This window comes from Streptomyces sp. NPDC044719 (assembly GCF_056433405.1).
Genome location: NZ_JBWKHE010000003.1, coordinates 907,550 through 931,797, shown reverse-complemented (window position 1 = coordinate 931,797; position 24,248 = coordinate 907,550). Strand labels below are relative to the sequence as shown.

General features: G+C 70.7%; 23 protein-coding genes. 11 read left to right on the top strand and 12 right to left on the bottom strand.

All coding sequences use genetic code 11. The annotated features are described in order from the left end of the window. Nucleotides 1-10 precede the first annotated feature (10 nt). Nucleotides 11-1,714: a BACON domain-containing protein gene (locus AC07DF_RS15815; protein WP_478970908.1), complete on the bottom strand. Its 1,704-nt coding sequence runs from the start codon at nt 1,712-1,714 to the stop codon at nt 11-13. Between the two features lie 220 nt (nt 1,715-1,934). Here AC07DF_RS15815 and radA point away from each other — a divergent pair, with 220 nt between their 5' ends. Both radA and disA read left to right on the top strand, forming a co-directional pair. Beyond that, nucleotides 1,935-3,344, top strand: coding sequence for a DNA repair protein RadA (gene radA, locus AC07DF_RS15810; RefSeq protein WP_478970906.1), 1,410 nt, complete (start codon nt 1,935-1,937; stop codon nt 3,342-3,344). A gap of 80 nt (nt 3,345-3,424) precedes the next feature. After that, nucleotides 3,425-4,549, top strand: a complete 1,125-nt coding sequence (disA, locus tag AC07DF_RS15805) for a DNA integrity scanning diadenylate cyclase DisA (RefSeq protein WP_215119785.1) — start codon at nt 3,425-3,427, stop codon at nt 4,547-4,549. 96 nt (nt 4,550-4,645) lie between these two features. Here the strand turns inward: disA and AC07DF_RS15800 are convergent, their stop codons facing one another. Beyond that, the gene (locus AC07DF_RS15800; protein ID WP_478970905.1) at nt 4,646-5,536 is read right to left on the bottom strand and encodes a hypothetical protein; all 891 of its coding nucleotides are present in this window, start codon (nt 5,534-5,536) and stop codon (nt 4,646-4,648) included. A 175-nt stretch (nt 5,537-5,711) separates the two neighbouring features. On the opposite strand from AC07DF_RS15800, the gene AC07DF_RS15795 reads away from it, so the two are divergent. Further along, on the top strand, nt 5,712-6,356 hold the full coding sequence (locus tag AC07DF_RS15795) for a phosphatase PAP2 family protein (RefSeq protein ID WP_478970904.1): 645 nt from the start codon (nt 5,712-5,714) through the stop codon (nt 6,354-6,356). A 12-nt stretch (nt 6,357-6,368) separates the two neighbouring features. Here the strand turns inward: AC07DF_RS15795 and AC07DF_RS15790 are convergent, their stop codons facing one another. Both AC07DF_RS15790 and AC07DF_RS15785 read right to left on the bottom strand, forming a co-directional pair. Next, nucleotides 6,369-7,025 carry a response regulator gene (locus AC07DF_RS15790; RefSeq protein WP_478970902.1) on the bottom strand — a complete coding sequence of 219 codons (657 nt, stop codon included), beginning with the start codon at nt 7,023-7,025 and terminating at the stop codon, nt 6,369-6,371. Continuing rightward, nucleotides 7,022-8,602 carry a sensor histidine kinase gene (locus tag AC07DF_RS15785; protein WP_478970900.1) on the bottom strand — a complete coding sequence of 527 codons (1,581 nt, stop codon included), beginning with the start codon at nt 8,600-8,602 and terminating at the stop codon, nt 7,022-7,024. Before AC07DF_RS15785 ends, AC07DF_RS15790 begins: the two co-directional genes overlap by 4 nt. A gap of 117 nt (nt 8,603-8,719) precedes the next feature. Between AC07DF_RS15785 and AC07DF_RS15780 the strand changes: the two genes are divergently transcribed. From AC07DF_RS15780 to cseC, 5 genes are all read left to right on the top strand, one after another. Continuing rightward, the gene (locus AC07DF_RS15780) at nt 8,720-9,661 is read left to right on the top strand and encodes an HhH-GPD family protein (RefSeq protein ID WP_478970898.1); all 942 of its coding nucleotides are present in this window, start codon (nt 8,720-8,722) and stop codon (nt 9,659-9,661) included. 282 nt (nt 9,662-9,943) lie between these two features. After that, nucleotides 9,944-10,483, top strand: a complete 540-nt coding sequence (locus tag AC07DF_RS15775) for a SigE family RNA polymerase sigma factor (protein ID WP_398108755.1) — start codon at nt 9,944-9,946, stop codon at nt 10,481-10,483. Continuing rightward, nucleotides 10,471-11,127, top strand: a complete 657-nt coding sequence (locus AC07DF_RS15770; protein WP_478970896.1) for a hypothetical protein — start codon at nt 10,471-10,473, stop codon at nt 11,125-11,127. The genes AC07DF_RS15775 and AC07DF_RS15770 overlap by 13 nt, the downstream gene beginning before the upstream one ends. A 152-nt stretch (nt 11,128-11,279) precedes the next feature. Then, a complete protein-coding gene (gene cseB / locus AC07DF_RS15765) occupies nt 11,280-11,981 on the top strand; it encodes a two-component system response regulator CseB (RefSeq protein ID WP_478970894.1) in 702 nt (233 codons plus the stop codon). A gap of 7 nt (nt 11,982-11,988) precedes the next feature. Then, nucleotides 11,989-13,338 (top strand): two-component system sensor histidine kinase CseC, encoded by a 1,350-nt coding sequence (gene cseC, locus AC07DF_RS15760; protein WP_478970893.1) that lies wholly within the window; start codon nt 11,989-11,991, stop codon nt 13,336-13,338. Nucleotides 13,339-13,351: 13 nt separating this feature from the next. Here cseC and AC07DF_RS15755 read toward each other — a convergent pair whose 3' ends face one another. From AC07DF_RS15755 to AC07DF_RS15745, 3 genes are all read right to left on the bottom strand, one after another. Beyond that, nucleotides 13,352-13,798 (bottom strand): VOC family protein, encoded by a 447-nt coding sequence (locus AC07DF_RS15755; protein ID WP_478971011.1) that lies wholly within the window; start codon nt 13,796-13,798, stop codon nt 13,352-13,354. Nucleotides 13,799-13,860: 62 nt separating this feature from the next. Beyond that, nucleotides 13,861-14,295 (bottom strand): helix-turn-helix transcriptional regulator, encoded by a 435-nt coding sequence (locus tag AC07DF_RS15750; RefSeq protein WP_382490824.1) that lies wholly within the window; start codon nt 14,293-14,295, stop codon nt 13,861-13,863. Nucleotides 14,296-14,444: 149 nt separating this feature from the next. Continuing rightward, nucleotides 14,445-16,040, bottom strand: coding sequence for an MDR family MFS transporter (locus AC07DF_RS15745; protein ID WP_478970890.1), 1,596 nt, complete (start codon nt 16,038-16,040; stop codon nt 14,445-14,447). A gap of 139 nt (nt 16,041-16,179) precedes the next feature. Here AC07DF_RS15745 and AC07DF_RS15740 point away from each other — a divergent pair, with 139 nt between their 5' ends. Then, the gene (locus tag AC07DF_RS15740; RefSeq protein ID WP_478970888.1) at nt 16,180-16,776 is read left to right on the top strand and encodes a TetR/AcrR family transcriptional regulator; all 597 of its coding nucleotides are present in this window, start codon (nt 16,180-16,182) and stop codon (nt 16,774-16,776) included. Nucleotides 16,777-16,804: 28 nt separating this feature from the next. Here AC07DF_RS15740 and AC07DF_RS15735 read toward each other — a convergent pair whose 3' ends face one another. After that, nucleotides 16,805-17,518 (bottom strand): M23 family metallopeptidase, encoded by a 714-nt coding sequence (locus AC07DF_RS15735; protein ID WP_478970886.1) that lies wholly within the window; start codon nt 17,516-17,518, stop codon nt 16,805-16,807. A gap of 438 nt (nt 17,519-17,956) precedes the next feature. Between AC07DF_RS15735 and AC07DF_RS15730 the strand changes: the two genes are divergently transcribed. Beyond that, nucleotides 17,957-18,598: an HAD family acid phosphatase gene (locus tag AC07DF_RS15730; protein ID WP_478970884.1), complete on the top strand. Its 642-nt coding sequence runs from the start codon at nt 17,957-17,959 to the stop codon at nt 18,596-18,598. 81 nt (nt 18,599-18,679) lie between these two features. Here the strand turns inward: AC07DF_RS15730 and AC07DF_RS15725 are convergent, their stop codons facing one another. Beyond that, the gene (locus AC07DF_RS15725) at nt 18,680-21,205 is read right to left on the bottom strand and encodes an ATP-dependent Clp protease ATP-binding subunit (protein WP_478970882.1); all 2,526 of its coding nucleotides are present in this window, start codon (nt 21,203-21,205) and stop codon (nt 18,680-18,682) included. Between the two features lie 430 nt (nt 21,206-21,635). On the opposite strand from AC07DF_RS15725, the gene AC07DF_RS15720 reads away from it, so the two are divergent. Next, complete coding sequence (locus tag AC07DF_RS15720; protein ID WP_478970880.1) at nt 21,636-22,550, top strand: SCO3374 family protein; 915 nt, start codon at nt 21,636-21,638, stop codon at nt 22,548-22,550. A gap of 9 nt (nt 22,551-22,559) precedes the next feature. Here the strand turns inward: AC07DF_RS15720 and AC07DF_RS15715 are convergent, their stop codons facing one another. From AC07DF_RS15715 to AC07DF_RS15705, 3 genes are all read right to left on the bottom strand, one after another. Continuing rightward, nucleotides 22,560-22,895, bottom strand: coding sequence for a histone-like nucleoid-structuring protein Lsr2 (locus AC07DF_RS15715; protein ID WP_053673923.1), 336 nt, complete (start codon nt 22,893-22,895; stop codon nt 22,560-22,562). Between the two features lie 223 nt (nt 22,896-23,118). Continuing rightward, nucleotides 23,119-23,652 (bottom strand): amino-acid N-acetyltransferase, encoded by a 534-nt coding sequence (locus AC07DF_RS15710; RefSeq protein ID WP_478970878.1) that lies wholly within the window; start codon nt 23,650-23,652, stop codon nt 23,119-23,121. A gap of 9 nt (nt 23,653-23,661) precedes the next feature. Beyond that, complete coding sequence (locus tag AC07DF_RS15705) at nt 23,662-24,135, bottom strand: BlaI/MecI/CopY family transcriptional regulator (RefSeq protein WP_478971009.1); 474 nt, start codon at nt 24,133-24,135, stop codon at nt 23,662-23,664. Between the last annotated feature and the right edge of the window lie 113 nt (nt 24,136-24,248).

The window sequence follows — 24,248 nt, the reverse complement described above, 5'->3', positions numbered from 1 at the left end:
TGACCTGCGTCTATGACGTGGCCGGGCTCGCGTCGTCGTCCTCCGGGGGCGGGGGCGTCGAGTCCGTCGGGTCCGGGGCCGGGTCCGTCGGTGTGGGGTCCGGGTCGGGCGACGGGGGCGGGGTGGTCGGCGTCGGGTCGGGGTCCGGCGCCGAGGTCGTGGGCGTCGGGTCGGGCCTGGTCGGGGGCGGGCTGCTCGGGTGGGGATCCGGGCCGGATCCGGGATCGGAGGGGGTGGGCGCGGTGCCGAAGCCCTCGATGTGGACGACGGCGCCGACGGGTGCCACCGCCACCTGCGCGTGCCAGGGGCCGGAGGGCTCACGCAGATGGTCGACGTACACCTTGATCGTCAACGACTCGCCGGGCCGGAGCGTTCCCGAGGACTGGCTGAGGTAGAGCCAGTCGGCTCCCGTGGACGCGGACCAGCGGACCGGGGAGGGGCCCGTGGCGGTGAGGGTGATCAGGGTGGTGTCGCCCGTGTTGTCCGCCGTGACGTCCAGGGCGCTCGCGCGGCCGGCGACGGCGACGCCGATGACCTCCACGGACACGTCGGCCTTGCCGTTCTTGCCGAAGCGGGGGCCGGGTCTGGTGCTCGCGTTGCCGGTGTTCTCGTAGCCGCCGCCCGCCATCTCGCCGTCCAGGCCGAGCGGGTCGTCCACCTCGAGCGCGGAGGCGGAGCGGCCGTCCTGGGCCTCGCCCACGGGGGTCCCCCGGTAGGCGGCCCACAGGGCGAGCACGGGGGCGGCCACGACGGTGGCGACGACGGTCGTGGTGACGGCACGCGCGCGGAGACGGTCCCTTCGGGCGGCTCGGTCCTTGGGGTCCATCGGGTAGCCGCGCCGGTCGAAGCGGGGTGCGGCGCCACGCGCGCGTGGCGGGTGGGCCATGGCCGCGTGCAGGGCCGCGAGGGGCGCGGGCAGGACGGGCAGCGCGGCGGGCGTGACGCTGGTGCCGGGCCAGCGGCCGGGGATGGCGCGCTCGGCGGTGCGGCGGCAGCGCGGGCAGTCGTCGACGTGCCGGACGAGTTCGCGGCGCAGGGCCGTGCCGAGCACGAGCCGGTCGTCGCCGACGAGGTGGGCGACGCTCGGACACGCCCCGGTCTCCACCACGGCGAGGGCCGCGCGCGTGCGTTCGACCTCGCAGGCGGCGGAGGCGAGCAGGTCGCGGGTGGCGGCCAGGTCCATGCCGAGGACGGCGGCGACCTCATGGGCGGCGAGGTGGTGTCGCACGGCCAGTTCGAGCGCCTCCCGCTGCTCCGGGGTGGTGCCGGCGGCCTCCGGCCAGGCCAGCAGGGCCAGTTCGCCGCGGCGCCGCTCCTGGACCTCCTCGGAGAGGGCCGGGGCGGCCGGGGGTTCGGCACGCCGCGTGCGGCCCGCCGCATGGCTGCTCGTACGTTTCTGCTTGGCCTCGGCCAGCCCCCGCAGGCACGCCCAGCGGGCCAGCGCGTACAGCCAGGCCCTGCGGTCCGCGGGCGCCTCGGGGACGTGCCGGCCGCGGCGTTCGGCGAGCGCGAGGACGTCGCCCAGGGCGGCGGTCGCGGCGTCGTGGTCGCACAGCACGGACAGGCAGTAGGTGAACAGGCCGTCCAGGTAGGGCTCGTAGCGCGCGAGCGGCCGCTGCACCAGCGTGCGCGCCGCACCGCGATCACGCGTTTCCCGGTGCGCCCGGTGGGCGCCGGCCGAGCGGGTCGAGATCTCCGGCGTACTGCTCGTCATTCGGCGACCGTAGGGGGCCGGGAGTGTTACCTTCCGGCGGCTTGAGCACATTTAATCCGTACGGGTGAAACGATCCCTCAATAGGGGACAGGAACCAGTTGTTCCGCCGCTGGCGCGGGGTGGCGGGGCCTGGCGCGCAGATGGCCGGGCCCTCCGGTCGCACCGCTGGCCGCGCCCTCCGGTCACCGCGCTGTCAGTGCCTGCGGCTACGGTTTCGTCCATGGCTGCCCGTACGAAGACCACCAAGGACCGTCCGTCCTACCGCTGCACCGAGTGCGGGTGGCAGACGGCGAAGTGGCTCGGCCGCTGCCCCGAGTGCCAGGCCTGGGGGACGGTCGAGGAGTACGGCGCGCCCGCGGTCCGTACGACGACACCGGGCAGGGTCACCACCTCCGCCGTGCCCATCGGCCAGGTGGACGGCCGCCGGGCGACGGCCCGCTCCACCGGCGTGCCCGAGCTGGACCGGGTGCTCGGCGGCGGACTGATCCCCGGCGCGGTGGTGCTGGTCGCGGGCGAGCCGGGGGTGGGCAAGTCGACGCTCCTGCTCGACGTGGCGGCCAAGTCGGCGAGCGACGAGCACCGCACGCTGTACGTGACGGGCGAGGAGTCGGCGAGCCAGGTCCGGCTGCGCGCCGACCGCATCAACGCCATCGACGACCATCTGTACCTGGCCGCCGAGACGGATCTGGCGGCGGTGCTGGGCCACTTGGACGCGGTGAAGCCGTCGCTGCTGATCCTGGACTCGGTGCAGACGGTGGCCTCCCCGGAGATCGACGGCGCGCCCGGCGGCATGGCCCAGGTGCGGGAGGTCGCCGGGGCCCTGATCCGGGCGTCGAAGGAACGCGGCATGTCCACGCTGCTCGTGGGCCATGTCACCAAGGACGGCGCCATCGCCGGACCACGCCTGCTGGAGCACCTCGTGGACGTCGTCCTGCACTTCGAGGGCGACCGGCACGCCCGCCTCCGCCTCGTCCGAGGCGTCAAGAACCGCTACGGCACCACCGACGAGGTCGGCTGCTTCGAACTGCACGACGAGGGCATTACGGGCCTCGCTGACCCGAGCGGACTCTTCCTGACCCGTCGCGCCGAACCGGTCCCGGGCACCTGCCTGACCGTCACCCTGGAGGGCCGCCGCCCGCTGGTCGCCGAGGTCCAGGCCCTCACGGTCGACTCGCAGATCCCCTCCCCGCGCCGCACCACCTCGGGCCTGGAGACCTCCCGGGTCTCGATGATGCTGGCGGTGCTGGAACAGCGCGGCCGGATCAGCGCCTTGGGCAAGCGGGACATCTACTCCGCGACGGTCGGCGGCGTGAAGCTCTCGGAGCCCGCGGCGGATCTGGCCGTCGCCCTCGCCCTGGCGAGCGCGGCGAGTGACACACCTCTCCCCAAGAACCTGGTCGCGATCGGGGAAGTCGGTCTCGCCGGCGAGGTGAGGCGGGTCACGGGCGTGCAGCGCAGGCTGGCGGAAGCCCACCGTCTGGGCTTCACACACGCCCTGGTACCGGGCGACCCGGGCAAGATCCCCGCGGGTATGAAGGTTCTGGAAGTCTCGGACATAGGGGACGCGCTGCGGGTCCTTCCCCGCTCCCGTCGCAGAGAGGCCCCACGGGACGAGGAGGGTCGCCGGTAGACTTTGCCCAGGTCTCGCCCGTCCGTGCGAACCGAGTGTGCGACACGGGGCGCCCCAGAACCTGCGACCGGAGGAGTGCAGTGGCAGCCAACGACCGGGCAGCAGCTCCCGGAAAATCCGGTGGGAGTGCCGGTACCGATGGCCTGATGCGCGCTTCACTGAGCGCCGTGGCACCCGGAACCGCCCTGCGTGACGGCCTGGAGCGGGTGCTCCGGGGCAACACCGGCGGTCTCATCGTGCTGGGCTCCGACAAGACGGTCGAGGCGCTGTGCAGCGGCGGTTTCGTGCTGGACGTCGAGTTCACCGCGACCCGACTGCGTGAGCTGTGCAAGCTGGACGGCGGCATCGTGCTGTCCTCCGACCTGTCGAAGATCCTGCGCGCGGGCGTGCAGCTGGTCCCGGACCCGACGATCCCCACGGAGGAGACCGGCACCCGGCACCGCACCGCGGACCGCGTGAGCAGGCAGGTCGGCTTCCCGGTGGTCTCGGTCTCCCAGTCGATGCGGCTGATCGCCCTGTACGTCGACGGCCAGCGCCGTGTCCTGGAGGACTCGGCGGCGATCCTGTCCCGCGCCAACCAGGCCCTCGCCACCCTGGAGCGCTACAAGCTCCGCCTCGACGAGGTCGCGGGCACGCTGTCGGCGCTGGAGATCGAGGACCTGGTGACCGTCCGGGACGTCTCGGCGGTCGCCCAGCGCCTGGAGATGGTGCGCCGGATCGCCACGGAGATCGCCGAGTACGTGGTGGAGCTGGGCACGGACGGGCGTCTGCTGGCCCTCCAGCTCGACGAACTGATCGCCGGCGTGGAGCCCGAGCGCGAGCTGGTCGTCCGGGACTACGTCCCCGAGCCGACCGCCAAGCGGTCCCGTACGGTCGACGAGGCCCTGGCCGAGCTCGACGCCCTCACCCACGCCGAGCTGCTCGAACTGCCCATCGTGGCGCGGGCCCTGGGTTACACGGGCTCGCCCGAGACGCTCGACTCGGCGGTGTCCCCGCGGGGCTTCCGCCTCCTCGCCAAGGTGCCCCGGCTCCCCGGCGCGATCATCGACCGCCTCGTGGAGCACTTCGGCGGCCTGCAGAAGCTGCTCGCCGCGAGCGTCGACGACCTCCAGACGGTGGACGGCGTGGGCGAGGCCCGGGCGCGCAGCGTGCGGGAGGGCCTGTCCCGGCTGGCGGAATCCTCGATCCTGGAGCGGTACGTCTAGCCCTCGGCGCACGCTGACGCGTGGGGGGGGGTGTTCCCGGTCGGGAACACCCCCCTCACGCATGAAGGTCACGCAGGCCGACTGAACGACAAGCGGCTAGTCATTCTTCAGCACGAACGACGTCTGCACCTTCGCGTAGCCCGGAGCCTTGGCTTCCACCAGGTACGTGCCCGCCCCGGCCGAGCCCGAGGGAGGCGTGGCGCACTCGGCGGCGCTGGGCTTGCGGTCCCACTTCAGTGCGTAGGTGATGCCGCTGCCCGCGGGAACGCGGTACAGCCGGCTGCCGGCGACCCTGGGGCAGTCCTTCGAGGACCAGTAGTCGTCGTCGGCGCTCGCCTCGGTGATCGTGAACACCGCGTTCTTCGGCCCGAGATCGATCTTGCAGTCGTGGCCGGAGATGTTCCGCGCGGTCAGCAGGAACGTGGGCGTCTGCTCGGGGTCGTAGCTGTTGTGCTGGCTGCGCAGGCTGAACTTGACCATGCTCGCGGTGCAGTTGGGCAGCAGGGAACCGGCCGGCAGCGTGTCTCCCGCGCCGACGCCGCCCACCGTGGTACCGCCGTCGTAGCCACCGGCACCGCCGGAGCCGCCCGAACCACTCGCCCCCTCGGACCCGCCGGAGCCGGAACCGCCGCCGGAGCCCACGCCGGAACCGTCCCCTGCTCCGCCGCCCGAGCCGTCACCGGAACCGCCGCCGGACCCTGCCCCGGACCCGGACGACGAGCCGCCGGAGCTCTCGTCGCCCGACTCGTCGCGCCCGCCGGGCGCTTGGCTGATCGCCGGACCCGAACTCGACGGGCCGGGAGTGATGGAGGGCGCGGGATTCTTGCCGTTGGCGCCGTTGTCGCCGTCCTTGCCGCCTTCGCCGCCCATGGTCACGAGCCAGGTGGTCAGCAGCGCCAACAGGGCAGCCACGGACACCAGTACGACCCTCCGACGCCAGTAGATGGAGGAGGGAAGCGGCCCGACCGGATTGCGCAGAGATCCCACGGCGCAAACCTTACGAGAGATCGGAGCGTTAGCCGGTCCCACCCGCCGCTCAGGCCCACAACTTTTCCGGATCATCATGCCGGAAGCAGCCGCCCCACCCCTGTCTTTCGTCAGGTTCGGCACCCGACGATCGCTGGGTGTGACGGGATCGGCTCGTCACTTACCGTCCGTGACCATGGACTTCGAGGACAGCGCGCTCTACCGCGACATCACGGACTTCGCAGATGACTCCCCGGTGTGGATACAGCACGGGGCCGGATTATGGACGGAGGCCGGACTGCTGGTCTTCGTCCTGCTGTTCGCCGCCGCCTGGTGGCGTGCCCGCCGCGACACCTCCCACGCGTTCGCGATCGCGGCCCTTGCACCTCTGGCCACGGCTGTGGCGTATGTGTGCAGTGAGATGCTCAAGTCGGCGGTCACGCAGGAGCGTCCGTGCCGGGCGGTCGCCGGGGCGGCGGCGTCCCTGGCCGAGTGTCCGCCGCACGGGGACTGGTCGTTCCCGTCCAACCACGCCACGATCGCGGGCGCCGCGGCCGTCGCCCTGGGCCTGGTCCGGCGCACCCTCCTGTGGCTCACGGCACCGCTCGCCCTGCTGATGGCCTTCTCCCGGGTCTTCGTCGGCGTGCACTATCCGCACGACGTGCTCGCGGGGCTGGGCCTCGGCACGCTCGTCGCCCTCGTCGCCGTACGGCTGGGCACGGACCCGATGACGCGGCTGGCCGGGGCGATGCGCGGTTCGCCGTCAGCGGCCGCCCGGTGGGTCACCGGGCCGGGTCCGGCGCCCGTACCGTCGTTCGGGAAGAAGCACGCCCGGTCCTGAGCCGACGGGGCGTCACTGCTCCACCAGTCCCGCCTCGTACGCCACGATCGCCGCCTGCACGCGGTTGCGCACGCCCAGCCGGTCCAGGACCGCGCTGACATACGCCTTCACCGTGCCCTCGACGAGATGCAGCCGGGCGGCGATCTCCGGGTTGGAGAGGCCGGCGCCGACCAGGCCGAGCACTTCGCGTTCGCGGGGGCTCAGGACGGACACGCTCGCGCGTGCCCGTGCCTCGCGGGTGAGCCGGCCGCCGCCGAGGCCCTCGTCGATGACGTACCGGGCCACCTTCGGCGACAGGAACGCGGCGCCCGCGGCCACCGCCCGTACGCCGGCGATCAGTTCGTACGGGTCCCCGGACTTCAGCAGGAACCCGGTGGCGCCGCCGCCGAGGGCACGGGTGACGTAGGCGCCCTCGGAGAAGGTGGTGAGCATCGCGACGGCCGTGCCGGGCACGGTCCGTACGATCTCCTCCGACGCCGTCAGGCCGTCGAGGCGCGGCATGCGGATGTCGAGCAGGGCCACGTCCGGGCGGTGGGCGCGGGCCAGCTCGACCGCCTCACGGCCGTCGCCCGCCTCGGCGACGACCTCCGTCTCGCCGCCGCTGCCCAGGATGGCGCGCACCCCGGCCCGCACCATCGCCTCGTCGTCGGCCAGCAGCACGCGGATCACTGTGAGAACTCCTCGTCATCGTCCCGGCCTTCGCCGGACCGGCCGGCACGCGGGACCACGTCCTTGGCGACGAGCCGCCCGGCGGCGAAACACAGTCTGAAATGGTCTACGGAGACGAACAGCTCGCCGCTCGCCCGGTAGTAACGGCAGTCGGCACCCTCCGGTGCCGGTGTGGGCGCCCGCTCGGCGGGCGGGTCGTTCACGTCCCGTTCGGGCAGTACTCGGTCGATATCGGCGGCCGGGGCGCCCAGGCGCAGTTTCGCGTAGGCGGCGGGTGCGAGCACCGAGTGGTTCTCCACGTACGCGTACCAGCCGAAGGCGACGCCGACGAGGACGACACCCGTACCGGTGGCCGTGCCGAGGGCGATGGCGACCCGGCGGCGGGCGTGGGTGAACGGGGAGGGGGCGGGGCGTGCCGGTCTGGTCGGGGTCCGCTGTGCGGGGACGTACGCCCGGACGCGAAAGCCCTCCCCCAGTGGGCCCGCCTCGAACTTCCCGCCGACGGCGGTCACGGCGGTACGCAGCCCGAGCAGGCCGGTGCCGCCTGCGGACGGCCGGGAACTGTGCTCGGTGGACGCGCCGTTGGTGACGGTGACGGACGTCCCCTCGGCCCGCCCGGTCACCTCTACGACCACTGGGGCGCCCGGCGCGTGCCGTGTCGCGTTGGTCAGTGCCTCACGGGCCACGCGGTACAGCAGCCGTTCGGCGAGACCGCCGGCTGCCTCGGTCGGGCGCAGGCCGGCGGGCTGCTCCCAGCGGACCTGGAGGCCGGACTCCGCGGCGCGGGCGACGAGTTGTTCCAGGGTCTCGCCCGCGGGGGTCAGCGGTGGCGGCTCGTCGTCGTCCTCGCGCAGGACGCCGATGATGTGGTGCAGCCTGTCCGTGGCGTCGGCCGCGGCCCCGCGCAGTTCGGCCGCCGCCGCCCGGTGTTCACCGGCGAGGCCCGGGGCGACCTGGAGGGCGCCCGCGCGCAGGGCGATGAGGCTCAGTTCGTGGCCGAGGGAGTCATGCATGTCCTGGGCGATCCGCGAGCGTTCGCGCAGCCGGGCGCGTTCCTCGGCGAGGCGCTGCTCGTCCTCCAGCCGGGCCGCGCGCAGCCAGCCCTCCGCGGCCAGCTCGCGGCTCTGCCGCCAGTAGCGCCCGCCGAGCCAGGGGAAGACGCAGCCGAAGAGCAGCGTGCCCGTCATGACCAGCCACTCGGGTGCCGGGTCGACCCCGGCGAGCACGATCCGCGCGGTACCCGCGCAGCCGACGGTGGCGAAGCACAGCACCGCGGGGCGGGCCCGGGCCGCCCGCAGCCCGAGGAGCAGGGCGGACACGCCGAGGGCCGGGCCGTAGGAGACGGTGAACAGGGCCGGGGCTGCGGCCAGGCTCAGGGCGGCCGCCAGCCCGAAGGCGGCGAGCGGCAGCCGCCGGGCCAGGCCGGCCACCGTGGCCAGCACTGCCAGGCCGGCGGCCTGCTGCCAAGCCGTGCGCGGCTCGTTCAGCCCGATCCGGTCGGCCGTGAGCGCGGGAAGGGCGAGGGCGGCCCAGAAAAGGGCGCCCCGGGCGAGCCGCGCCGAACGAGGACGTTCCATTCGGCCGACGCTATAGGCGGACGGCGGGGCGGCACTGCTGCCGATCGTCAGGTACCTCTCCCTCGGCGGTGGCAATGTGCCCGATTCGCGGCTCCCGCGTGGCAGGATCGAATGGCCATGACTGCTCCCACGAACATCCCGCGCACCAGCCCCGGCCCCACCGACACCGCGTCCGGCCCGCCCCCGGGCGAGGAACTGCACTCCCCCGTCATCGACTGGTTCGACGACCACGCCCGCGACCTGCCGTGGCGGCGCCCCGAGGCCGGGGCGTGGGGCGTGATGGTCAGTGAGTTCATGCTCCAGCAGACGCCGGTGAACCGCGTCCTGCCCGTCTACGAGCAGTGGCTGGCCCGCTGGCCGCGCCCCGCCGACCTGGCCAAGGAGGCGCCCGGCGAGGCCGTCCGCGCCTGGGGCCGGCTCGGCTACCCGCGCCGCGCGCTGCGGCTGCACGGCGCCGCCGTCGCCATAACGGAACGGCACGGCGGTGACGTACCGGCCGACCACGCCCAGTTGCTGGCGCTGCCCGGCATCGGCGAGTACACGGCCGCCGCCGTGGCCTCCTTCGCCTACGGGCAGCGGCACCCGGTGCTGGACACCAATGTGCGCCGGGTCTTCGCCCGCGCGGTCACCGGCGTGCAGTACCCGCCGAACGCCACCACCGCCGCCGAGCGCAAACTGGCCCGCGCGCTCCTCCCCGAGGAGGAGTCGACCGCCGCCCGCTGGGCCGCCGCCTCCATGGAACTGGGTGCGCTCGTGTGCACGGCGAAGAGCGAGTCGTGCCACCGCTGCCCGATCGCCGCGCAGTGCGCGTGGCGGCTGGCGGGCAAGCCGGAGCACGACGGGCCGCCGCGCCGCGGCCAGACCTACGCGGGCACCGACCGGCAGGTCCGCGGGCGGCTGCTCGCCGTGCTGCGGGAGGCCCACGCCCCGGTTCCGCAGGCGGCGCTCGACCGCGTGTGGCACGAGCCGGTGCAGCGGGCCCGCGCCCTGGACGGCCTGGTCGCCGACGGCTTGGTGGAGCCGCTGGCGGGCGGGATGTACCGGCTGCCGCTGACCTGACGTACAGACAGATCACAGCCATGGGTCTCCCGTAACGGCGACACAGGGTGGACAAATCACCCCATAGTCGCCTCAACACCCCCACCGCTGTACCCCGTTCCGACTTCCGTTACACAACCGACGGACAGCCGAGTGCTAGCCGCAGGCTGCTTCGGACAGCGCCGTGACAACGCCTCCGTACCTTCAATTGCGTTCCCGGAAGACACGGGACGACCAAGGAACACAGGCAGTGCACGGGCGGCGGGGAGCCGGCCCGAACGGGGAAACGGGAGGCGGTTCACCATGGCGCAGGGCGAGGTGCTCGAGTTCGAGGAGTACGTCCGCACCCGGCAGGACGCACTGCTGCGCAGTGCTCGCCGCCTGGTCCCGGACCCGACGGACGCACAGGATCTGCTGCAGACGGCGCTGGTGCGGACCTACGGCCGCTGGGAGACCATCGAGGACAAGCGGCTGGCGGACGCCTACCTGCGCCGGGTGATGATCAACACGCGGACCGAGTGGTGGCGGGCCCGCAAGCTGGAGGAGGTCCCGACCGAGCAGCTCCCGGACGCCTCGGTCGACGACGCCACCGAGCAGCACGCGGACCGCGCCCTGCTGATGGACATCCTGAGGGTGCTCGCCCCGAAGCAGCGCAGTGTCGTGGTGCTGCGACACTGGGAGCAGATGTCCACGGAGGAGACGGCCGCCGCCCTCGGAATGTCGGCCGGAACGGTCAAGAGCACGCTGCACCGGGCGCTCGCCCGGCTCCGCGAGGAGCTGGAGTCCCGCGATCTGGACGCACGCGCGCTGGAGCGTGAGGAGCGGGAGCGGTGCGCGGCCTGACCGGCGAGGGGTCCCCACGGACCCGGGGCAGCATCCAGGCGGTGAGCACGGCATCGGCCGTGGTCACCGCCCTCGCCCTTTTCGCATCCGGGTGCGGCGCCGGCGGCACCGGCGCCCGTGACGAGGGCCCGGCGCACGCCGACGCGGTGGCGGGCGCCTCCGCCGCCACACCCTCGGCCTCCCCGTCCAAGACGCCCGACGCCGTGAACGCGGTCCGGCTCGTCAAGGACGACCCCAACGTCTCACCCGAGGTGAAGAGCGAGCTGAAGCCGTGCGTGGCCGACGAGTATCCCGTCGACGTGTCCTACGGCAATCTGACCGGCGGATCGTCAGACGATGTCGTCGTCAATGTGCTGACCTGCGGCGACGCGGTGGGCGTGGGCAGCTATGTGTATCGCGAGCGGGACGGCTCGTACGAGAATGTGTTCAAGGCCGAGGAACCCCCGGTCTACGCGGAGATCGACCGCGGCGACCTGGTGGTGACCAAGCAGGTGTACGACAAGGGCGACCCGGTGTCGAGCCCCTCCGGGGAGAACGTGATCACGTACAGATGGGCTTCCGGCCGGTTCAGCGAGAAGTACCGCACGCACAACGACTACGGCAAGGTCGTCGGCGACAGCCCGTCGCCGGCGCCCGCGAGCTGACGCGGGCGCGGCGTGCGTGAACCGATCGGGCCGCTCGGACCGATCTATGGGTGAACGCGATGCACGGACCGTGCGTCCCCTGAGAGGACGGACCGTGCGTCCTGTGAGAAGTACGCACCCCCACGACCCACACGAGGACTGAGAGCACCGGGATGGCAGACCAGACCCACGTTCTGTTCGTCGAGGACGACGACGTCATCCGCGAGGCCACACAGCTCGCCCTGGAACGGGACGGCTTCGTGGTCACCGCGATGCCCGACGGCCTGTCGGGCCTGGAGGCGTTCCGGACGGACCGCCCCGACATCGCGCTGCTGGACGTCATGGTTCCCGGCCTCGACGGGGTCAGTCTGTGCCGCCGTATCCGGGACGAGTCGACCGTGCCGGTCATCATGCTGTCGGCGCGGGCCGACTCCATCGACGTGGTGCTGGGCCTGGAGGCGGGCGCCGACGACTATGTGACCAAGCCGTTCGACGGGGCCGTGCTGGTCGCCCGGATCCGCGCCGTGCTGCGCCGCTTCGGGCACGCGGGCGGCGGCCGGGCCGAGGATCCGGACGCCCCGGCGAGCGGCGGGATGCTGGCCTTCGGGGACCTGGAGGTCGACACCGAGGGCATGGAGGTCCGCCGGGCCGGGCAGCCGGTGGCGCTGACGCCGACCGAGATGCGGCTGCTCCTGGAGTTCTCCTCGGCGCCGGGCACAGTGCTCTCCCGCGACAAACTGCTGGAGCGGGTCTGGGACTACGGCTGGGGCGGGGACACCCGCGTCGTCGACGTGCATGTGCAGCGGCTGCGACAGAAGATCGGCCAGGACCGTATCGAGACGGTCCGTGGTTTCGGCTACAAGTTGAAGGCCTGAGCGGGGTATGAGGGGGCATTTCCGGCGCCTGGTCGCCTCGGGCGTGGAGCGCGCGGGGATCCGTACGGGCCTCAGATGGAAGCTGAGCGCGGCCATCGCGCTGGTCGGCGCGCTGGTGGCGATCGCGCTGAGCCTGGTCGTGCACAACGCCGCGCGGGTGTCAATGCTGGACAACGCGCGCGACCTCGCCGACGAGCGCATCATGATCGCCCAGCGCAACTTCGAGCTGTCCGGGCGGATGAACTTCCCCAACACCAAGATCGACGACCCGGATCTGCCGGAGGCGCTGCGGGACCGGGTCGAGGTGGGCCAGCGGGCGACCTACGTGGCGGACCGGCCGGGTGGCTCGCCGGACATATGGGCCGCCGTGCCGCTGAAGAACGGGCATGTGATGTCCCTGCACTCGGGCTTCACCGACCGCAGCTCGGACATCCTTCAGGACCTCGACCAGGCCCTGCTCATCGGGTCCATCGCGGTCGTCCTCGGCGGGAGCGCGCTCGGCGTGCTCATCGGCGGGCATCTCTCGCGGCGGCTGCGCAAGGCGGCCGTCGCGGCCCACCAGCTCGCCGGCGGCGAGACGGACGTGCGGGTGCGGGACGCCATGGGCGGGGTCGTCCGGGACGAGACCGACGACCTGGCGAGCGCGGTGGACGCCATGGCGGACACGCTGCGGCAGCGCATCGAGGCGGAGCGCCGGGTCACCGCCGACATCGCACACGAGCTGCGCACGCCGGTGACCGGGCTGCTGACCGCGGCAGAGCTGCTGCCGCCGGGACGCCCGACCGAGCTGGTGCTGGACCGGGCGAAGGCCATGCGCACGCTCGTGGAGGACGTGCTGGAGGTGGCCCGGCTGGACGGGGCCTCGGAGCGGGCGGAGCTGCAGGACATCATGCTGGGCGAGTTCGTCGCCCGGCGGGTGGCGGCCAAGGACCCGGCCATCGAGGTGCGCGTCGTGCACGAGTCGGAGGTCACGACCGACCCGCGGCGCCTGGAGCGGGTCCTGTTCAATCTCCTGGCCAACGCGGCCCGGCACGGCAAGCCGCCCATCGAGGTCACCGTCGAGGGCCGGGTCATCCGGGTCCGCGACCACGGCCCGGGCTTCCCCGAGGACCTGCTCGCCGAGGGGCCGAGCCGCTTCCGCACCGGCAGCAAGGACCGGGCCGGACACGGCCACGGCCTGGGCCTGACCATCGCGGCCGGACAGGCCCGGGTGCTGGGCGCCCGGCTGACCTTCCGCAACGTCCGCACGCCCGGGACGCCGGAGCACCTGCCGGCCGAGGGCGCGGTGGCCGTCCTGTGGCTGCCGGAGCACGCGCCGACGAACACGGGGAGCTATCCGATGCTGCCGGGGTCGTAGCCCTCCGGCTGCTTCAGCAGGACCAGTCCTGGTCCATGTCGAGTCCGCCTTCTCGGGGCTGGGTGAAGGAGAACCAGTTGCCGGAGTCGTCGCGGAACAGCGCCTCCGTGCCGTACGGGCGCTCCTGCGGCTCCTGGAGGAACTCCACACCGCGGTCCTTGAGCTTCTTGTAGTCGCCGTGGATGTCGTCGGTGGTCAGGACACCCGCGCCGAGCGCTCCCTTGGTCACCAGCTTCCTGAGCATCTCGGCGGACTCGGGGTCCATCGCGGGGCCGCCGGGCACCATCAGGGTGAGTTCGACGTCGGGCTGCTTCGGTGAGCCGACGGTGAGCCAGCGCATGCCGCCCTCGCCCATGGTCATGTCCGTACGGACCTCCAGGCCCAGTTTCTGGGTGTAGAACTCCTTGGCCCGGTCCTGGTCGAGGACCCAGACGGTCGAGATGGCGAGACCCTTGATCATGGCGTGCTCCTGCTGCTGGCGGCCGGTTCGGGTGTGCCCTGCCACGGTAGGCAGCGGGGGTGTCAGCCCGCTTCTCCGGAATTGCGCTCCTTGCCCGCGCCGGGCGCGGAGCGGAAGCCGCCGGCCCAGAGCATGGCGTAGCAGCCGGGGATGAGGGCGGCTCCCCTGCCGACGTGCTTGGTGCGGTACTCGCTGGGGGTGAGGCCGGTCCAGGTCTTGAAGCGGGCCGAGAACGTGCCGACGCTGCTGAAGCCGACCAGGTGGCAGATCTCCGTGACCGACAGGTTCGCCGTGCGCAGCAGGTCCTCGGCGCGTTCTATGCGGCGGTGTGTGAGGTACTGGCCGGGGGTCTCGCCGTAGGCCTCCTTGAAGGCGCGGATGAAGTGATACCGCGAGTACCCGGCGTGCGCGGCGACGGTGTCCAGGTCCAGTCCGGGATCGGCCCAGTCCCGGTCCATGGCGTCCTTGGCGAGCCGCAGCTGCCGCGTCTTGTCCATGACGTCGATGGTGGCACGGGGGTCTGACAGCGGCACCGGCCTCGCTCCCCGGCAAGGCGAAGGCCCCGGTCGGGTGTCCCGTCCGGGGCCTTCGTCAGCAGCTCGGGCAGGTCGGAAAGAGCTGGAGCTGGAGCTGGAGCTGGAGCTGGTCAGACGGTCTCGACGACCGGCGTCTGCGGGGCCGGGCCGTCGGCCTTGTCGTCGTCCGAGGCCTTCGGTCCCGCGCCCTTCAGCGGTACCTCCTTCACGAACACCGCCGCCGCGAGCGCGACGACCGCCACCACGGCTCCGAGCAGGAACGCCGAGTGGATGCCTGCGGAGACCGCGTGCTGGTAGGCCTCGCGGGCCAGCGCCGGGAGCTTCTCCAGGCCCTTCGCGTCGAGCTGCGCCGACTGCTCGGTCACCTTGGAGCCCAGCGCGCCGGCCCGCTCGGCCATGACGTCCTGGACGCGGTTGTTGAACAGCGCGCCCATGATCGCGACGCCGAAGGAGGAGCCGAGGGTGCGGAAGAGCGTGGTGGAGGAGGACGCGACGCCCATGTCCTTCATCTCGACGCTGTTCTGCGCGACCAGCATGGTGATCTGCATCAGACAGCCCATGCCGAGCCCGACCACGGCCATGAAGACGCCGGAGGTCAGGCGGGAGGTGCCCGTGTCCATCGTGGAGAGCAGGTAGAGCCCGACGATCATCAGGGCGCTGCCGAGGACCGGGAAGACCTTGTACTTGCCGGTGTTCGTGGTGACGCGCCCGGCGACCATCGAGGTGACGAGCATCGCACCGAGCATCGGCAGGAGCAGCAGCCCGGAGTTCGTCGCGGAGGCACCCTGCACGGACTGCTGGTACAGCGGCAGGAAGAGCGTGGCCCCGAACATCACGAAGCCGGTGATGAAGCCGATGACCGACATCAGCGTGAAGTTGCGGCTGCGGAAGATGTGCAGCGGCACGATCGGCTCGGCGGCCTTCGTCTGCCAGAACACGAACCCGACGAGCGCGGCGACGCCGATGCCGATCAGCTCCATGATCCGCGCGGAGCTCCAGGCGTACTCCGTGCCGCCCCAGGTGGTGACGAGCACGATCGCGGTGATGCCGACGGTCAGCAGCGCGGCACCCAGGTAGTCGATCCGCGCCTCGGACCGCTTCTTCGGCAGGTGCAGGACGACGCTGACGGCGGCCAGCGCGACGACGCCGAGCGGCAGGTTGATGTAGAACGCCCAGCGCCAGCCCCAGTTGTCGGTGATGGTGCCGCCGACCAGCGGGCCGCCGATCATCGCCAGCGCCATGACGCCGGCCATCATGCCCTGGTACTTGCCACGCTCCCGGGGCGGGATCAGGTCACCGATGATCGCCATGACGCCGACCATCAGACCGCCGGCGCCGAGGCCCTGGACGGCACGGAAGCCGATCAGCTCGCCCATGTTCTGGGCCATGCCGCTGAGCGCCGAGCCGATCAGGAAGATGACGATGGACGTCATGAACGTGCCCTTGCGGCCGTACATGTCGCCGAGCTTGCCCCACAGCGGGGTGGAGGCCGCGGTCGCGAGCGTGTAGGCGGTGACGACCCAGGAGAGGTGTTCGAGCCCGCCCAGCTCACCGACGATCGTCGGCATCGCCGTACCGATGATCATGTTGTCGAGCATCGCGAGCATCATCGCGATCATCAGCGCGAGCAGTACGACCCGCACGCTCCTCGGCTGTTTCCCCCCGCTGCCGGCGTCGACCGCCGGTGTGTCCGTCGTGTCCGCCATCGCTTCCCACTCCCCCAGCTACCGCTACTTGAGCTACCGCTACTTACTTGCCGACCGGCTAGTGACTACACTCGGAAGTTAGCTCCGGAACTAGCCGGGCGTCAAGTAAGTTTTATGGAAAGCGGGGCGGCGTAGGAGGATGGGCGGCACCATGGACGGCACCAGGCAGCGGCGCCGCGGGAACACCCGCCAGCGCATCCAGGACGTGGCCCTCGAACTCTTCGCGGAGCAGGGCTACGAGAAGACGTCCCTGCGCGAGATCGCCGAGCGCCTGGAGGTCACCAAGGCGGCGCTCTACTACCACTTCAAGACGAAGGAAGAGATCCTCGTCAGCATCTTCGAGGACCTCACCCAACCGATCGAGGACCTGATCGAGTGGGGCGGGCAGCAGCCGCGCGGCCTCGCGACCAAGCAGGAGATCATCCGCCGCTACGCCGACACGCTCGCCCAGGCGGCGCCGCTGTTCCGCTTCATGCACGAGAACCAGGCGACGGTCCGGGAACTGCGGATCGGCGACTCCTTCAAGGCGCGCATCCACAGGCTGCGCGACATCATCGTCGACCCGGACGCGGACCTGGTCGACCAGGTCCGCTGCGCCAGCGCGCTCTTCACGCTGCACGCCGGGATGTTCCTGCTCCAGGACCTCGAAGGCGACCCCGAGGAGAAGGACAAAGCCGTCCTCGAGGTCGCCACCGAACTGGTGACCCGGGCCCACCGGGGAGCCGAGGGCTCCTAGAGGTTCTGCCGGGTCAGGGGCGGGGTCCTCAGACCTTCACGCCCTTGGCGCGCAGGAACTTCACCGGGTCGACGGCCGAGCCGTAGTTCGCGGTCGTACGGATCTCGAAGTGCAGGTGCGGACCGCTCGAGTTACCGGTGTTGCCGGACTTGGCGATCTCCTGGCCGGTCTTGACTATCTGGCCGACGTTCACCGTGACCTTCGACAGGTGGGCGTACTGGGAGTACGTGCCGTTGCCGTGCTTGATCACGACGGCGTTGCCGTAGGCGGGGCCGTCACCGGCGCCGTTGCCGCCGGCCTTGACCACGGTGCCGCCGTGCGCGGCGACGACCTGGGTGCCGCTAGGCACGGCGAAGTCCTGACCGCTGTGGGTGGACTGCCACATGCCGCCGTTCTGGGCGAAGCTCGCGGAGAGCTTGTACTTCTTCACCGGGTCGACCCAGGAGGGCTTGGCCTTCTTGGCTGCGGCCTTCTGGGCAGCGGCCTTCTTCTCGGCCGCCTTCTTCGCGGCGGCGACCTTGGCGGCCTTCTCGGCCTTCACGGCCTCGGCCTTGGCGTGCTTGGCCTGGGCGGCGGCCTGCGCCTGGACGGCACTGGCGGCGCCGGACGCGGACGTGGTGTCGGCGGCGGACGCCACCCCGGCTCCCAGTGCGACCGAGACGCCAAGGCCGGCGGCCAGCACGGTCGCACGGGTGCGGAGCTGGGACGTACGGGAAGAACGGGACGTGACGCGCTGGGACATCGAAACCTCGTGTGGAAGGGGACGGAGAAAACCACCCGGCGCACAGACGCTCGCCGAATGGCCATCCCTTGGTAACCCGAAGTCCGACAAACCCCAAAAGTCGTGATCTACGGCCTAAGTTAGTAATTTGGTTCAGTGTTCTACGTCTCTTGACACAGCCGCCATACGGGACGAATCACGCACTGCACCGCACTTCCCCCCGCCCCATGGGGCAAGAATCCCTTTCCTCCCGGTCCGTTAGCCACTATTCCACCTAGTAACGGACATATCGCCTGTGCGCCATGTCACCGGAGGCCCTCTTCAGCCATTCCGGAAATGTGGCGCACGCCTCTAGGCACCTACCGTTCGGTAACCTTACGGTTCCCCTCGCGCCACCCTCGCGCACGAACATGCACACGACATGTTGCAGCGTCATTGACGTGAGAGGACCCCCACGACATGCAGACCCGACGCCCCTGGTTGCGCCGCGCATCGGTGACCGCCGTATCGGCGGCAGCCCTGGTGGCGATGGCCGCACCGGCCGACGCCACGACCGCCACCCGCGCCTCCACGGCCGCCACCGCCGCCCCCACGGCCGCTGCGGCGGACGTCGACTACAACACCTGGCAGAAGGACTGCCAGGCGGTGATGGCCCAGGCGCTGCCCTATCTGAAGCAGCGGATCGCGGCCACGAAGCCGGGTGAGAAGCAGGCGATCGTCTTCGACATCGACAACACCACGCTGGAGACCGACTTCGGCTTCAGCTATCCGCAGCCGGCCAACAAGCCGGTCCTGGAGGCCGCCAGATACGCCCAGGAGCACGGTGTCGCCCTGTTCTTCGTGACCGCCCGCCCGGACATCATCTACTCGTTCACCGAGTACAACCTGAAGCAGACCGGCTACCGGGTCTCCGGCCTCTACGTCCGGAACTTCATCGACCTCTTCAAGAACGTCGCCGAGTACAAGACGGCCCAGCGCGTCGACATCGAGAAGAAGGGCTACACGATCATCGCGAACATCGGCAACAGCGCCACCGATCTCTCGGGCGGCCATGCCGAGAAGACGTTCAAGCTGCCGGATTACGACGGGCAGCTGTCGTAGAGCGCGGCGCATGCCCGGCCTCCGGGCATGCGAAATGGGCCGGTGCCTTTCGGCACCGGCCCATTTCGTCAGCCGTGACGCTTACGCGTCCTTGCTCAGGTTCGGCCCGGTTCCCCCGGCCGCCTGCTCGATCGGCGGGACGTCCGGCAGGGCCGCCTTCTCCTCGCCCCGGAAGGTGAAGGTCTTGGATTCGCCCTCGCCCTCCGTGTCGACGACCACGATGTGACCGGGACGCAGCTCGCCGAAGAGGATCTTCTCCGACAGCGAGTCCTCGATCTCGCGCTGGATGGTGCGACGCAGCGGACGCGCACCCAGCACCGGGTCGTAGCCCTTCTGGGACAGCAGCTCCTTGGCGGACTGGGAGAGCTCGATGCCCATGTCCCGGTCCTTCAGGCGCTCGTCCACCTTGCCGATCATCAGGTCGACGATCTTGAGGATGTCGTCCTGGCTGAGCTGCGGGAAGACGACCACGTCGTCGACGCGGTTGAGGAACTCGGGCCGGAAGTGCTGCTTGAGCTCGTCCTGGACCTTGTTCTTCATGCGCTCGTAGTTGGACTTCGTGTCACCCGAGGCCGCGAAGCCCAGGTTGAAGCCCTTGGAGATGTCCCGGGTGCCGAGGTTGGTCGTCATGATGATGACCGTGTTCTTGAAGTCCACGACCCGGCCCTGGGAGTCGGTCAGACGACCGTCCTCCAGGATCTGCAGCAGCGAGTTGAAGATGTCCGGGTGGGCCTTCTCGACCTCGTCGAAGAGGACGACGGAGAACGGCTTACGGCGGACCTTCTCGGTCAGCTGGCCGCCCTCTTCGTAGCCCACGTAGCCGGGGGGCGAACCGAAGAGCCGCGAGACCGTGTGCTTCTCACTGAACTCCGACATGTCGAGGGAGATCAGCGCGTCCTCGTCGCCGAAGAGGAACTCGGCGAGCGCCTTGGACAGCTCGGTCTTACCGACACCGGAGGGGCCGGCGAAGATGAACGAGCCACCGGGGCGCTTCGGGTCCTTCAGACCGGCACGCGTACGGCGGATCGCCTTCGACAGCGCCTTGACGGCGTCGACCTGGCCGATGACCCGCTTGTGAAGCTCGTCCTCCATGCGCAGCAGACGCGAGGACTCCTCCTCGGTCAGCTTGAAGACCGGGATGCCGGTGGCGGTCGCGAGGACCTCGGCGATCAGCTCGCCGTCGACCTCGGCGACGACGTCCATGTCGCCGGCCTTCCACTCCTTCTCCCGCTTGGCCTTGGCGGCCAGGAGCTGCTTCTCCTTGTCGCGGAGGGAGGCGGCCTTCTCGAAGTCCTGCGAGTCGATCGCGGACTCCTTGTCCCGGCGGACACCGGCGATCTTCTCGTCGAACTCGCGCAGGTCCGGCGGCGCGGTCATCCGGCGGATGCGCATCCGGGAACCGGCCTCGTCGATCAGGTCGATCGCCTTGTCCGGCAGGAAGCGGTCCGAGATGTACCGGTCGGCCAGGGTGGCGGCCTGGACCAGCGCCTCGTCGGTGATGGAGACGCGGTGGTGGGCCTCGTACCGGTCACGGAGACCCTTGAGGATCTCGATCGTGTGCGGCAGGGACGGCTCCGCGACCTGGATGGGCTGGAAGCGGCGCTCGAGGGCCGCGTCCTTCTCCAGGTGCTTGCGGTACTCGTCCAGCGTGGTGGCACCGATGGTCTGCAGCTCACCGCGGGCCAGCATCGGCTTCAGGATGGAAGCCGCGTCGATGGCGCCCTCGGCGGCACCCGCACCGACCAGCGTGTGGAGCTCGTCGATGAACAGGATGATGTCGCCGCGGGTGCGGATCTCCTTGAGCACCTTCTTCAGGCGCTCCTCGAAGTCACCGCGGTAGCGGGAGCCGGCGACCAGCGCGCCGAGGTCCAGGGTGTAGAGGTGCTTGTCCTTGAGGGTCTCGGGCACCTCGCCCTTGACGATGGCCTGGGCGAGGCCCTCGACGACGGCGGTCTTGCCGACGCCGGGCTCACCGATCAGGACCGGGTTGTTCTTCGTACGGCGGGACAGCACCTGCATGACCCGCTCGATCTCCTTCTCGCGCCCGATGACCGGGTCGAGCTTGGACTCACGAGCGGCCTGGGTGAGGTTCCGGCCGAACTGGTCGAGGACCAGGGACGTCGAGGGGGTGCCCTCGGCAGGCCCGCCGGCGGTGGCGGTCTCCTTGCCCTGGTAACCGGAGAGCAGCTGGATGACCTGCTGCCGCACCCGGTTGAGATCTGCGCCCAGCTTGACGAGGACCTGGGCGGCGACGCCCTCGCCCTCGCGGATCAGGCCGAGCAGGATGTGCTCCGTGCCGATGTAGTTGTGGCCCAGCTGAAGGGCCTCGCGGAGCGACAGCTCCAGGACCTTCTTGGCACGGGGGGTGAAGGGGATGTGGCCGGACGGGGCCTGCTGGCCCTGGCCGATGATCTCCTCCACCTGCTGGCGGACCGCCTCGAGCGAAATCCCGAGGCTCTCAAGGGCCTTGGCGGCGACACCTTCACCCTCGTGGATCAGGCCCAGGAGGATGTGCTCAGTGCCGATGTAGTTGTGGTTGAGCATCCGGGCTTCTTCCTGAGCCAGGACGACAACCCGCCGCGCGCGGTCGGTGAACCTCTCGAACATCGTTAATCGCTCCTCAGAGCGGTCAGGCAGTGGGGGGAACTTCCCCTCCCTGTCCTTCCGCAGCTTAGTCCCGCAAGCGGGGACCGCTCATTCCAACTGCCGACACCGTCGATGGCCTCCTGACCCCGAACGCCGACATCTGCTCCAACCCGATGGTGCGAGACGATGTTCCCGCAGGCCAGGCAGTTACCCCCATCGCCAGTACGCCGATGGCGAACGTGAGACGGCCTTTCCTGCGTGTCGCCCCCTCCCACTAGGGATGTCTTACCCGTAGAGCCCGGATGTCCATGCCGGGTGCCCCTGTTCCCTCCGCTACGGGCGAACAACCTTGCGCCTCCCGGCAGCCCCCACGCGCCCCCTTTTCGCCACTCTGTGCGCCCACCGCGACACCCAGCGTAACTCGCACGTCCTTCCGGCGGTTGCACTTGGCATGTTCGGCGCCCCGCACTCCGTGACCGCGTCCGCGTCCGTGTCCCCGCTCGTCCCGCTCCCCCGCCGGCCGCTCTACGAGAGCTGTCAGGTCCGGCGGTGGTACGAGAGGGAACTGGGCTGGCCGACGGTGCCAGGGGACCCCGTGCGCCTGGTGGTGGGCGCTCGCTTCGACGTCCTGGACGTGCCGGCCGAGGCGGGACACGCGGCCCTGCGGCGTCTGGGGCCAGGCTCTCCCGTGGCCGTGCTGGGCGACCGCATGCGGCTGCTGGTCGCGGCGGGCAGCGCGGAGGAGTTGCCCGGGCTGCTGCAGTGGCTGGAATGGGGATCGCTGGCGCTCGACCTGATTCCGATCGGGGCCGGCGGGTCAATGGAGGCGCCGGTGCCGCCTGGGGTGGGCGGGGCGGCCGGGTTTGGCGGGGCGGCTGGGTTGAGCGGGGCTGGTGGGTTGAGCGGGGCCGCCGGGTTGAGCGGGGCTGGTGGGTTGAGCGGGGATGGTGGGGTGCCGTCGTGCGGGACGGATGCCTTGTCGCCCTGTGAGGTGGATGCCCTGTCGCCCTGTGAGGTGGATGCCCGTGAGAACGTGCCGCTGCCCGGCCAGAGGGCCTGTCAGGGGCCTACGGGGGCGGGGCCTACGGGGGCGGCTGTGGCGCCGGGTGCCGACATGGCCGGGCCGTTCACCGGCCTGCCGCTTCCCCTGGGCCCGGTCGGTTCCCAGGGGGCCGCCGTGTGGCTGCGGCCCCCCGAGCCGGGATGCGAGGTCGAGGCCTCGCTGCCGACGCTGTCGGCCTTGGGGGGTGGTGGGGGCGCCCCCGATCTCGTACGGCTGGTGGACACGGTGGCCACGCACTGCCACCGGGTCCGGCTGCGGCGCGCGTGCGCCCAGCCGCCGGCCCTGCGTGCGCAAGGTCAGTAGTGCCGCAGTTCAGCCGTTGGCCTTCTCGTAGGCCTCGCGGATGGTCGCGGGGACACGGCCGCGGTCGTTGACCTCGTAGCCGTTCTCCTTCGCCCAGGCGCGGATGGCCGCGGTGTCCTGGCTGCCGCTCGAAGCCGCGCGCGCCTTTCCGCGCCCGCCCGAAGCACGGCCTCCGGTACGACGACCGCCCTTCACGTAAGGCTCGAGAAGGCCACGGAGCTTGTCCGCATTGGAGGTGGTGAGATCGATCTCGTACGTCTTGCCGTCCAGCGCAAACGTCACGGTCTCGTCCGCCTCGCCACCGTCGAGGTCGTCGACAAGAAGGACCTGAACCTTCTGTGCCACCGGATTTCCTTTCATCGATATCTTCAGGGCCGGGGAGTGTGCCGGCGTCCGCCGTATCGCCGTCCCCTGTTATATGCAGTACTGCAGTACGTCGGAAAGCAAACCGCTTTTGCCGGAAAAACACAAACCCTCGGCAGAGACCGGGAGCCCTGGCTCCGTCCGGAAACGTGCGCGTTTCGGACATAGGGCACCGGGGCAGGTGTCGATCCCCAATCGCCGACGATCACAGATGCAGAAGCATCCGGCTGTTGCCCAAGGTGTTCGGTTTCACTCGTTCGAGACCGAGGAACTCCGCGACACCCTCGTCATAGGAACGCAGCAGCTCCGCGTAGACATCCGTGTCGACCGGCGTCTCGCCGATCTCCACGAAGCCGTGCTTGACGAAGAAGTCGACTTCGAAGGTCAGACAGAAAACGCGGCGAACGCCGAGCCAGCGGGCGGTGTGGAGCAACTTCTCCAGCAACTGGTGTCCGACGCCCGCGCCCTTCAGGCCGCGCTTCACCGCGAGAGTGCGGACTTCCGCGAGGTCTTCCCACATCACGTGCAGGGCGCCGCAGCCGACGACCTCCGCGTTGTCGTCCCGTTCCGCGACCCAGAACTCCTGGATGTCCTCGTAAAGCGTCACCGTTGCTTTGTCGAGCAGGATGCCGCCGCGGACGTAGGCGTCAAGGAGACGGCGCACCGCCGGGACATCGCTGGTGCGGGCCCGTCGGACGGTGATGGCTTTTGCGGTGGCTTCGGGGCTCTTCGCGGACATGGGCGGACGCTATCGCCCGTCGCGGTCCTGAGCGGAGGCGGGGTTCTCGGGAGTGGCTTCTCGCGGTTCTGCGGGTTGCGGCGGTTCTGCGGGTTCCGGACGTCCAGTGGGTTGAGCCGGCTCGGTCGAATCCGACGCTTCGGTCGGTTCCAGGGTTTCCGGGACCTGGACGATGCGTACGGCAGCGCGGAGAGCCTGTCGCTGTTCCTCGCTCATCATGCCGAAGAAGGCGACGAGAGCGGCTGCGGGGTTGTCGCTCTGCGACCAGGCGTCGTTCATCAGGGCGGCGGCGTAGGCGGCGCGTGTGGAGACCGCCTCATATCGATAGGCGCGGCCTTCCGCCTCGCGGCGCACCCAGCCCTTCTGATGGAGATTGTCCAAAACGGTCATCACCGTGGTGTAGGCGATGGACCGCTCCTTCTGAAGATCTTCCAGGACTTCTCGAACGGTCACCGGGCGGTTCCACTTCCACACCCGCGACATGACCGCGTCTTCGAGTTCTCCCAATGGGCGAGGCACAGCTCAGAACAATAGTGGGAGATCTCGGTAATGGCGTGGCGGACGTGCGCTTCCGCGGCGAACAGGAACAAAAAGGG